Origin of the sequence: Rhodococcus sp. Eu-32, assembly GCF_003336925.1 — a bacterium.
GTDB classification, from domain to species: Bacteria; Actinomycetota; Actinomycetes; order Mycobacteriales; family Mycobacteriaceae; genus Rhodococcoides; species Rhodococcoides kyotonensis_B.
The window spans coordinates 100,195-112,019 of sequence record NZ_QGNK01000018.1; the positions used below are offsets into that span (position 1 = coordinate 100,195).

Annotated in this window: 3 protein-coding genes; 2 read left to right on the top strand and 1 reads right to left on the bottom strand. The window is 66.2% G+C overall.

Going from position 1 to position 11,825, the window contains the following annotated elements; translation table 11 throughout:
- Positions 1–85: 85 nt before the first annotated feature.
- Together DK926_RS20390 and DK926_RS20395 are read left to right on the top strand one after the other, a co-directional pair.
- Positions 86–976, top strand: a complete 891-nt coding sequence (locus tag DK926_RS20390) for a glycosyltransferase (protein ID WP_084424125.1) — start codon at positions 86–88, stop codon at positions 974–976.
- A 92-nt stretch (positions 977–1,068) separates the two neighbouring features.
- Positions 1,069–2,031 carry an alpha/beta fold hydrolase gene (locus tag DK926_RS20395; protein WP_243636920.1) on the top strand — a complete coding sequence of 321 codons (963 nt, stop codon included), beginning with the start codon at positions 1,069–1,071 and terminating at the stop codon, positions 2,029–2,031.
- Here DK926_RS20395 and DK926_RS20400 read toward each other — a convergent pair.
- Positions 1,964–11,815: a non-ribosomal peptide synthetase gene (locus DK926_RS20400; protein WP_207890873.1), complete on the bottom strand. Its 9,852-nt coding sequence runs from the start codon at positions 11,813–11,815 to the stop codon at positions 1,964–1,966. The genes DK926_RS20395 and DK926_RS20400 overlap by 68 nt on opposite strands.
- Between the last annotated feature and the right edge of the window lie 10 nt (positions 11,816–11,825).

Below are 11,825 nucleotides of genomic sequence, written 5' to 3' on the forward strand. Positions count from 1 at the left end.
GCCGTACGAGTCGTACCGAACGGTTGTGTGGGCTACAGTTCGGACTCGGACCCGCTCCCATCGAGGGGCTGACTGCAGGAGTGCCATGTCCGAGGGTCGATCCCTTACCCCGCACGTAACCGTCGTCATCCCTACGAGGAACCCCATCCAATTGCTCGACGAGCAGTTGAACGGACTCGCGAAGCAGAATTATCCGGGAGCCTTCGACGTCGTGGTCTCGGACAACGGAGGCAGCGCGGACATGGCCGACCACGTCTCGAGCCATCCGCTGAAAGATGCGTTGACGCTGACCTACGTGGATTCGTCCGACAGTTCCGGGGCGGCCCATGCCCGTAACCGAGGCGTCGAGGCCGCGACGGGCGACTTCCTGGCGTTCTGCGACGCGGACGACGTCGTACACCCCACATGGCTCGGTGAATTGGTGACCCTGGCGCAGCAGCACGATCTCGTGGGTACCGCCGTCGAGACGACCAGCCTGAATTCAGCGCGTGCCCTGTCCTGGACACCGACCACTCGGCCGGAGCGTCAGGGCAAATCCCCGTTCCTACCCTTCGCCATCGGCGCGAGCCTCGGCTGTTGGACGTCCGTCTACCGCGATCTGGGCGGTATGGACAACCGCTATTCGACCAGCCAGGACGTCGAGTTCAGCTGGCGAGCGCAGCTGGCCGGGTACTCGCTGGGTTTCAGCAACGAGCAACTGGTCGCCTATCGCCTCCGCGACGAGTTCAAGCCGCTGATCCGCCAGTCGTACCGACTCGGTTACGGCTTCGCGAAGCTACAAGGTGACTACCGCGACCGAGGCTGCCCGCCGGTGAAGGTCAGGCGGGTTCTGTATTGGTGGACGTTGCTGCTGTTGGGCAATCCGCTGGTTCCGAGGTTCGTCGTACGCGTCTCGCGAGGCCAGTGGGTCAGAGCGGTCGCCGCGCACACGGGCGAAGTGCGCGGCGGAATAAGGTACCGCACATTCGGGTGGTAGCAAGTTGATTTCTCCAACGTTTGCCGCAATCCTGGTGGGCGACCCCGACGAATCCCCACAAGGGCAACACAGGGAACGCAAAGGAGAAACTGTTGAGTTTTCGCGGTACGGCCCGTTTTCGCAGGACCTACTCGCTACTCGCATCGTTGCTGCTTCTCCTCGGCGCCGGAGCACTGGTCACCGCGCCGAGCGCGGCCGCAAGTCCTCCACCGTTCGTCGACCAGATGGGTGTGCCTCCTGCGGGATCGAACGATTGGTCGTGCACACCGTCACCTGAGCACCCTCGTCCGGTGGTTCTGATTCACGGCACCGACACCGACATGCAGGAGAGCTGGCCGACGCTGTCTCCCGAGCTGGCATCGCAGGGCTACTGCGTCTTCGCGCTCAACTACGGCGCGATGCCGGTCATGTGGGACCACAGCAGACTCGTCTGGGGCATCGACGACATCACGAAGTCCGCCGCGGAGCTCGACCGGTTCGTCGATTCGGTTCTGACCAGCACCGGCGCATCCCAGGTCGATCTCATCGGTCACTCGCAGGGCGGAACTCTTGCGCGCCAGTACCTGAAGTTCAACGGCGGCGCCGACGCGGCCGACCCGGCTCGGAACAAGGTGCATCGCGTCATCACCCTCGGCGCCACGAATCACGGCACCAATTTCGCCGGTCTGCAGCAGCTCTACCTCGTCGGCGTTTCCCTCGGGCTACCGCGTGACGTGACGTCGCAGCTCATCTTCGGTGTGGCAGGCACTCAGCAGCTCATCGGTTCGCCGCTCCTCAAGCAGCTCAACGCGGGCAGCGAGGTCATGCCGGGTGTCGAATACACCGTCATCGCCACGCGCCACGACGCCGTCGTGACTCCTCCCGAGCGCACGTTCCTCGACGACGGCGGTAGCGGGCAGGTCACCAACGAATGGGTTCAGGACGTCTGCCCGGCGAACCAGGCGTCGCACATGGGACTGACGCGTGATCCCGACGTCGCCCACATGATCAGCACTGCCCTTGACCCCAGTTACGCCGAGACACACCCGCTGGTGTGTGCGGCGCCCGCTGAGTAGCCCAGGGACGGGCGGCGTCGGTCTCGATCACCGCATCCAGGTCGAGAATGTCGGGGTCCAATTCCGTCGCCGACGGCGCGAACAGATGCGTCACCCACAGCTGCTCGACGGTGTCCGCGACGCTACCGCCCGGCACCCCGACAGCGATCGAGGCGCCCGTTACGGACGCGGCGAGAACAGCGAATGCGTCCCACGCACGCGCGGCGGCGGACTCGTCCACGACGAGGATTCGAGACTCGTACGTCAGTTTCCAGGTATCCACCGCCGCGAGCGCTCGTGTCGCAACGTCGCCGTGGGTCAGTACGGTCTCGCCCAGCTCGTCGACGACGATCATCGCCGCGTCGTCGGCCAGCAGCGTGCGAGTTCGTGACGCGTAATCGACCGGCCTGCTCGACTGCCCGGCGATCGAGTCGGCGGTGACCGGATCCTCGAGAGCAATCGAGCCGCGTCGGGTGTCGGCGCCTGCGTGAACGACGAGCGTGTCCGCCGAGTCGGCAGGCCCTACGACGAGCGCAGCGCCCGCGGACCACACCGCCCACGCCGCGGTGACGGAAGCGATCGACATCGGCAGGTCGACGGCGACGCGGTCTCCCGGCCCGATTCCGCGCGCGACGAGGTATCGCGCCAGACGGGCTGCGCCTGCGGCGATCTCGGCGTAGCTCACCTCGGTGTCGTGGGTGACGACGGCGGGAGCGTCGGGTTCGGAATCGACGGCAGCCTCGATCGTCTGCGGGAGCAGACGGACGTTCCGACGCGGCGCGACGGCGGGTGCGTCGACGGCCGGCTCTGTCCGCTCGGCCTCGGTGCGCACGTCGATGTCGCCGACGACGGTGTCCGGTGACTCGGTCAGGACGCGCAGTACCCGCGTCAGCCGTTCCGCGAGGCTACGAACGGTGACGTGGTCGTAGACGTCCGTGGCGTAGACGATCGAGCAGGTGAGAGCGCTGGTGCCGTCCTCCCCTACGCCGTCGGAGAACACGAACTGCAGGTCGTAATTGGCCGTCTGGGTGCCCGAGGCGAGGCCCGAGATCGACAGCCCCGGCAGATCGAGCCACGAGGTTCCGTGATTCTGCAGTGCGACGACGACCTGGAAGAACGGTGTCCTCGATTCCGAGCGCGGTGGGTCGAGCAGTTCGACGATGCGCTCGAACGGCACGTCCGCGTGGGCGAAGGCGTCGAGATCGACCTCCCGTGCGCCCGTCAGGACGTCCGACACCGTGGCGTCGGCCGCGACGTCCGTACGCAGCACGAGCGTGTTCACGAACATGCCGACCACGTCGTCGAGTGCCGATTCGCCGCGCCCGGCCACCGGGGTGCCCACCGCGATGTCGTCGTTCCCCGACAGCCGTGCGAGCAGTACCGCGACGGCAGTGTGCAATGCCATGAACAACGTCGCGTTGTGGCTGCGCACCACCTCGTCGAGCGCGGTCAGCAAGGCCTTGTCGATCGCGAACTCATGGGTGGCACCGATACCCGTCGGTGCCCCCACACGCACCCGGTCCGGCGTCGGACCGTCCTGCTCGGCAAGGCCGGCCAACGCGCTGCGCCAGAACGATTCCTGGGTCGCCACGATCGACGCCGGGTCGTCGGCGTCGCCGAGAACGTCCCGATGCCACAGCACGTAGTCGGCGTATTGCACGGTGAGAGGCGCCCATTCGGGTACGCGCCCTACCGCACGTGCCGCGTACGCAGCCATGAGGTCGCGTGTGAGTGGCCCCATCGAGAACCCGTCGGCCGCGATGTGATGGACGACGAGTACCAGGATGCGCTCGCTGCCGGACATCTCGAGCACACGCACGAGCATCGGCACCGACGATGCGACGTCGAACGGCTGATCCACCAGCTGTCGCACACGATCCGCCGCGTCATCGGCGTCGACATGTTCGCGCCCGACGAGCGACAGGACGTCCGCGACGGGCAGTACTTCCTGAGTGCCGATGCCGTCGACGTCCGGGTACCGCGTCCGCAACGTTTCGTGACGAGCGATGACGTCGGTGATCGCAGACATCAGCGCGTCGACGTCGAGATCTCCGCTCAACCGAAGTGCCAGGGAGATGTTGTAGGCGGCCGACGTCGGATCCAGTCTGTTGGCCAGCCACATTCGACGCTGCGCGAGCGACAACGGGATGGTGTCCGGTCGCGTGCGTACACCGAGCGCTGGCCGATCGTCGTCGCCGACGGCCGACTCGAGTCTGGCCGCGAGCTCGGCGACCGTGGACGCCTCGAACAGGGTGCGCACGTCGACGCGTGAGTCCAGCGCCGCACCGAGCCTCGACACGACGCGGGTCGCGATCAGCGAGTTGCCGCCCAGGGCGAAGAAATCGTCGTCGGCTCCGACGCGCTGCCGCCCGAGGACGTCCGCGAAGACATCGGCCACGACTTCCTCGATCGGATTCGACGGTGCCCGGAAGGCGGTTTCGACGAGAACCGGCGCGGGCAGCGCCGACCGATCCAGCTTTCCGTTGACTGTCAGTGGTATCGATTCCACCGCGACGAACGCCGACGGCACCATGTAGTCCGGCACCCAGGTGCCGACGCCTCGACGAAGATTCTCCGGTTCCAGCTCCTCGTTCTCGCCGAGCACGACGTAGGCGACGAGCTGCACACCGGCCGGTGAATCCTCACGCAGGACGACGGCCACCGACGCCACCGACGGCTGCGCCGCGACCGCCGCTTCGACCTCGCCGATCTCGATTCGGAATCCGCGCACCTTGACCTGATCGTCGGTACGTCCGAGATACTCCAGCTCGCCGGTCGACTCCGCCCGACGCCATCGAGCCCGGTCACCGGTTCGGTAGAGCACTCCGCCGTCACCGTCGAACGGGTCCGCGACGAAGCGCGTCGCCGTCAGCCCGGACCGCCCGACGTACCCACGTGCGGCCTGCCCACCCGAGACGTAGAGCTCGCCCGCGACTCCGATCGGCACCGGACGCAACCGTCGGTCCAGGACGTACATGCGCAGCCCGGGAATCGGCACCCCGATCATCGACGCCGACCTCGTGTCGTGCGCGGTGATCCGGCGGATCGACACGTGCACCGTGGTCTCGGTGATGCCGTACATGTTGATCAGCGCGGGCCCGACGCGTCCGTCGGCGTCCTCGGTGCCGTCTCCGTGGCGCTCGATCCAGTTCTGCAGACGACGCGGTTCGAGCGCCTCGCCGCCGAACACGATGTAGCGCAGTGCAAGTGGGACCGCGGGCAGGACCCGATCGACCTCGGCGAGTTGGTGGAACGCGGACGGCGTCTGATTCAGGACGGTGACCTTCTCGGTGGCCAGCAGCTTTCGGAAGGCTTCCGGGGAACGGGACGTGAAGTAGTCGACGACGACGAGCGTGCCGCCGTGCAGCAACGGTCCCCACATCTCCCACACGGAGAAGTCGAACGCGTAGGAATGGAACATGGTCCACACGTCGTTCTCGTCGAACCGGAACGCCGCGGATGTCCCGGCGAACAGCCGCAGCACGTTGTCGTGCGTGACGACGACGCCTTTCGGTCGTCCCGTGGAACCCGACGTGTAGATGACGTAGGCGGTGTTGCCCGACGACACCGGCACCCGCACCTCGCCCCGGACGGCTCCGTCGGTCTCCGGTGTCGATTCCGACGGATCGATCACCGGCAACGTTCCGAAGTCGAGATCGTCACCGGATGCGACGACGGCGACGGGCCGGGCGTCGTCGAGCATGAAATCGATGCGTTCCCTCGGGTACGACGGGTCGACCGGGAGGTATCCCGCTCCCGACGTCACGACGGCGAGAAGCGCGACGACCAGATCGATCGATCGTGGAAGTGCCACTGCCACCAGTGTTTCCGGTCGTGCGCCCTCAGCCGTCAGACGACGTGCGAGTACATGCACCCGGTGGAGAAGTTCGGCGTACGAGCAGGATTCGTCCCCGTGACGAACCGCAACGCGGTCCGGACAGCGCGTCGCGGCCGTCTCGAACGCCTCGGCCAGCGTCGCCGACACCGGTAGCTCCTCCGATCCCGAAGTGCTCCAACGGTTCACGACGATGTCGAGCTCGTCGGGCGGGGTGAGGTCGACGTCACCGACCACCGTGTCCGGCTTCTCGACGAATGCGGTGAGCAGCCGCACGAAGGTCGAGGCCCAGCCCTGAACCGTCACGTCGTCGAACAGGTCCGTCGCATAGGTGAATTCGACCGCCCATCCGTCGACGTCGCCGCCCGAACCATACGCGTCGGCAACGGTCACCTGCAGGTCGAACTTGGCTGCGATGGCATCGAACTCCATGCCGCTGACGGTCAGATTCGGCAACTCCAGCCGAGTGGTCGCCAGATTCTGGAACGTCAGCATCACCTGGAACAGCGGGTGCCGTCCGCGCGAACGATTCGGATCGAGAACTTCGACGAGCTTCTCGAACGGTATGTCCGCGTGAGCGAATGCCGACAGGTCGTTCTCGCGCACCTCGTCGAGCACGTCCTCGAAGGATGCGCCCGTGTCGACGCGGGTCCGCAGGACGAGTGTGTTGACGAACATGCCGATCATGTCGTCGAGTTCGGACTCGCCGCGTCCGGCGACCGGTGTGCCGACGGCAATGTCGTCCGACGCGGACAACCGTGCCAGCAGCACGGCGAGCGCGGAATGCACGACCATGAACGGCGTCGCGCCTGCAGCATGCGCGACGTCGGTGACTCGGCGACGTACCTCGGCGTCGATCGACACCGTCACCACTGCGCCCGTGTGCGATTCCGTCGTGGGGCGCGGGCGATCGGCCGGGAGTTCGATCTCGTCGGAAAGGTCGGCGAGTTGGCGTGTCCAGTAATCGATCTGGGTCGACGTGATCGACGACGGGTCGTCTTCCGAGCCGAGCACTTCGCGTTGCCACAATGCGTAGTCGGCGTACTGGATCGCCGGACGTTCCCACCCGGGATCCTGCCCGATCACCCGTGCCGCGTAGGCGCGCACGAGATCCCGGGTCAGGGGCCCGATCGAATAGCCGTCCACCGAGATGTGGTGGGCGACGACGACGAGCACATGCATCGTCGGCGATTCGCGGAAGAGCGTCGCTCGGACGGGAACGGCCGCAGTGATGTCGAACGGTGCGCCGACCAGCTCGAGGACCCGAGCGGAGACCGTCGCGGAATCGATGTCCTCCATGTGCAGCACGACGGAACTGCCCGACACCGGCTCGATGACCTGGTACCCGACCCCGGCGATGTCGGGGTACACCGTGCGCAGTATGTCGTGCCGAGCGGTCACGTCGTGGAACGCCGAGGTGAACGCGTCGACGTCGAGTTCTCCGGCGAGCCGAATCGTCACCGGTACGTTGTGGGCGGCGGACTCGGGGTCGAGTCGACCCAGAAACCACATGCGTTGCTGCGCAAGCGACAACGGGACGGGTGCGTGTACGTCTCGTCGCACGTGAACGGGTACGCGGTGCGCCGGTTCGGTGTGCATTTCGATGCGCGCGGCGAGAGCTTCGACGCCGGGAGATTCGAAGACCGATCTGAGCGAGACGTCCGCGTTCAGCGCCGAGGACAACCGCGCGACGACGCGCGTCGCCGTCAGCGAATTGCCGCCCAGCGAGAAGAAGTCGTCGTCCAGACCCACCTGCTCGGCGCCGAGCAGGTCGGCGAACGTCGCCGCGACGACTTCCTCGATCGGCGTGGACGGCGGTCGGAAGGCCTTGACCTCGAAGATCGGTCGCGGAAGCGCACGTCGATCCAGTTTGCCGGTCGGACCGACCGGCAGCGTCTCGACGACCATCACCGACGTGGGCACCATGTAGTCGGGCACCCCGCGGGTCGCCGTACGACGCACCTCGACCGGGTCCACGACACGTCCTGGATTCGGGACGACGTACGCGACGAGGATGTCACCGACCGTGGCGTCCGTGCGCAGTACCACGACGGCTTGGCCGACGCCGTCGTGCGCGAGCACCGCCGCTTCGATCTCGCCCAGTTCGATGCGCTGGCCACGGAGCTTGACCTGGAAATCGGCTCGGCCAAAGTATTCGAGTTCGCCGTGCGGATTCCACCGTGCATGATCGCCGGTGCGGTACATCCGAGAACCCTTGGCGGAGAACGGATCGGCGACGAATCGATCGGCGCTGAGCTCCGGGCGTCCGACGTAGCCTCGCGCCAACTGCACTCCGGCGACGTACAGTTCGCCGACCACTCCCGGTGGCACCGGGTGCAATCGACCGTCGAGCACGAAGCATCGGGTGTTCGACACGGGCCGTCCGATGGGCACGGCCACGACGTCGGACGGCACGAACTCGTGATACGTCACGTCGACCGCGGTCTCCGTCGGGCCGTACAGATTGACCACACGAGTCGACGGCAGTAGCTCCCGTGCGGTTCCCGCCGTGGCCGCCGGAAGCGCCTCACCGGATGCGAACACCCAGCGTAGCGACGTGACGGCGTCGACGGCAGGTCCGGCGAGGAACACCGCAAGCATCGACGGAACGAAATGCGCGACGGTGACCGACTCTTCGGCGAACAATCCAGCCAGGTAGGCCGGGTCGCGATGGCCGTCGGGCCTCGCGACGACGAGTTCGGCTCCGATCTGCAGCGGCCAGAACAATTCCCACACCGACACGTCGAATGTCACCGGCGTCTTCTGCACCACGACATCGTCGACGCGAAGCCGGTACTCGGCCTGCATCCAGGACAATCGATTCACGATCGCACGATGGTCGACGACGACGCCCTTCGGTCGCCCGGTCGATCCGGACGTGAACAAGACGTAGGCGGGATGGCGCGGTCGCAGCGGCGCAGTCCGTTCCTCGTCCGTCACCGGTGCACCGGACATGCCGCTCAGGTCGACGGTATCGACGTCGACGCGCCGGATCCCGGACGGGACGACGTCGTTCGAGGCCCCCAACACCACGGACACGCTCGCGGCGCCCAGTACGTAGTCGACTCGATCGGCCGGCTGGGTCGAATCCACGGGAACGTACGCACCTCCCGCCGTCACCACTGCGTAGATCGCGACCAGCATGTCGATCGAACGCGGAAGAGTCACTGCGACAGCGGATTCCGGTCCGACGCCCTCTCCGATCAGAACGCGGGCGAGCTGGTTCACCCGAGAACCGAACTGCGCGTAACTGATCGACTCGCCCGAACAGGTGAGCGCCACGGCGTCCGGCGTCGCCTGCACCCGCTCGGAGAACCGGTCGAGGAGCAATTCGTCGGCCGACGCCACGTCGGTGGCGTTCCATTCCCGCAGGACCAACTGCTGCTCGTGGTCGTCGACGACGTCGATGTCACCGACGATCGTCGACGGGTCGTTCACGATGGTCCTAAGAATTTGCAGGAACCGCCGTGCCATGCGCACCACTGTCGGTTCGTCGAACAGGTCGGTGAGGTACAGGAACTGTGCCAGCATGCCGATCGGCTCACCCGACGCGTCGAACTCCTCCGACATCGTCAGGTACAGATCGAATTTGGCGAGTCCCGTCTCGAGTTCGACGCCTGCCGCACTGAGGCCGGGAAGTTCGACGGTGGTGCGCTCGAGGTTCTGGAATGCGAGCATCACCTGGAACAGCGGTTGGCGCGCCGTCGATCGAGGTGGGTCCAGAATCTCGACCAGCCTCTCGAACGGAATGTCGGCGTGTGCGAAGGCGTCGAGATCGACGTCGCGGACGGAACTCAACAGGTCGGAGATCGCCATGCCCGACGGCACGGCGGTGCGCAGCACGAGCGTGTTGACGAACATGCCGATCACGTCGTCCAGCGCCCGCTCACCGCGTCCGGCGATGGGAGTGCCGATCGCGATGTCGTCACTTCCCGACAACCGCGCCAGCGTGATCGCGAACGCAGCGTGCACGATCATGAAAGGCGTGCATCCGACCTCGAGCCCGAGGGCGACGATCGATCTGTGCAGCGCCGCGTCGATGCCGAAGGCGTGGATGCCTCCATGCTCGGTCAGAGTGACCGGACGTGGGCGATCGGTCGGTAGGTCGAGCTGTTCGGGGATCCCGTCGAGAGCCCGCTTCCAGAACGCGATCTGCGTACTCATGATGGAGTTCGGATCCGATTCGTCACCGAGCATGTCTCGTTGCCACACAGCGTAATCCGCATACTGGACCGACAGGTTCTGCCACTGCGGCGCTCGATCACCGATGCGCGCGGCATAGGCCGTCACGATGTCCCGCATCAACGGTCCCATCGAGAAGCCGTCGGCGGCGATGTGATGCACGACAACAGCGAGAATGTCCTCGGTCTCGCTCATCCGGTACAGGTGGGCACGGAACGGCGGTTCGTTCGCCAGGTCGAACCCGCGGACGACGAGCAGCCGGATGTCCTGCAGCGCATCCGCTTCGGTGCACTCGGCCACGCCGAGCGTGAACTCCGACGACGACAGCGGAAGCACCACCTGATGACCGACGCCGTCGACGTCGGGATAGACGGTGCGCAACGACTCGTGGCGTCCGCGCACGTCGTCGATCGCCGACCCGAGTGCATCCGCATCGATTCCACCGCGGAGCCTGACGACGATGGGAATGTTGTAGGCCGCGGAGTTCGGATCGAACCTGTCGAGGAACCACATGCGTTGCTGCGCAAGGGACAACGGAACGCGACGCGGTCGTCGACCGGCACGAAGCGGCACTCGACCGCCGCTTCCGACGCTGCCATGCAGGAGTGCCGCCAGGCCCTCGACCGTGGAGACGTCGAAGATGGCTCTGACCGGCACCTGGGCATCGAGGGCAGCACCGAGCCGGGACACCACCTGCGTCGCGACCAACGAATTGCCGCCGAGCGCGAAGAAGTCGTCGTCCAGACCCACGCGCGGTACACCGAGTATCTCCTCGAACACGCGAGCGACCGCGACCTCGGTGTCCGTCGTCGGTTCGCGGAATTGCCGGACCTCGAACACGGGATTCGGCAACGCCTTTCGGTCGAGCTTGCCCGACGGCCCGAGCGGCAACTCGTCGAGCACCAGGATCACCGCGGGGACCATGTACTCCGGTACCGACCGGCCCGCCGACGCGCGCAGCGCATCGACGTCGATCGAACGATCCACTGCTGCAACGACATACCCGACCAACCGATCGCCGCGGACCTGGACGACGGCCTGCGCGACCGAATCGTCGACCAACAACGCCGACTCGATCTCCCCCAGCTCGATACGCAGACCACGCAACTTCACCTGGAAATCACTACGACCGATGTACTCGAGTTCGCCGGAAGCGTTCCAGCGCACCAGGTCGCCGGTCCGATACAACCGACCACCGACATCGAACGGATCCGCCACGAACCGATCCGCCGACAAATCCGGACGACCGTAATACCCGCGCGCCAACTGCACACCCGCGAGGTAGAGCTCACCCACCATGCCCACCGACACCGCACGCAGCCGGCCATCGAGCACATGCACCCGCGTGTTGAACACCGGCCGCCCGATCGGCACCACAGCCGAATCCGACGCCGTGTACTCGTGGAACGTCACATCCACCGCAGCCTCGGTCGGACCATACAAATTCACCAACCGAGCCGACGGAAGCACCGCCGCGAACGACCGCGCCGTCGCCACCGGCAACGCCTCACCCGAGGCGAACACCCACCGCAGACCCGACGCCTCGGCTGCCGACGGCTCCCCCGCGAACACCGCCAACATCGACGGCACGAAATGCGCCACCGACACCCGCTCATCCCGCATCAACGACGCCAAATACACCGGATCCCGATGACCATCCGGCCGCGCGATCACCAACCGCGCACCGACCTGCAACGGCCAGAACAACTCCCACACCGACACATCGAACGTCACCGGCGTCTTCTGAACGACGACATCGGAATCGGTCAGCGCGTACTCCGCCTGCATCCACACCAGA

Excerpts from the sequence above, each read along its gene's own strand:
- DK926_RS20390 (WP_084424125.1), top strand. The coding sequence starts at position 86 with ATGTCCGAGGGTCGATCCCTTACCCCGCACGTAACCGTCGTCATCCCT.
- DK926_RS20400 (WP_207890873.1), bottom strand. The coding sequence starts at position 11,815 with ATGCAGGCGGAGTACGCGCTGACCGATTCCGATGTCGTCGTTCAGAAG.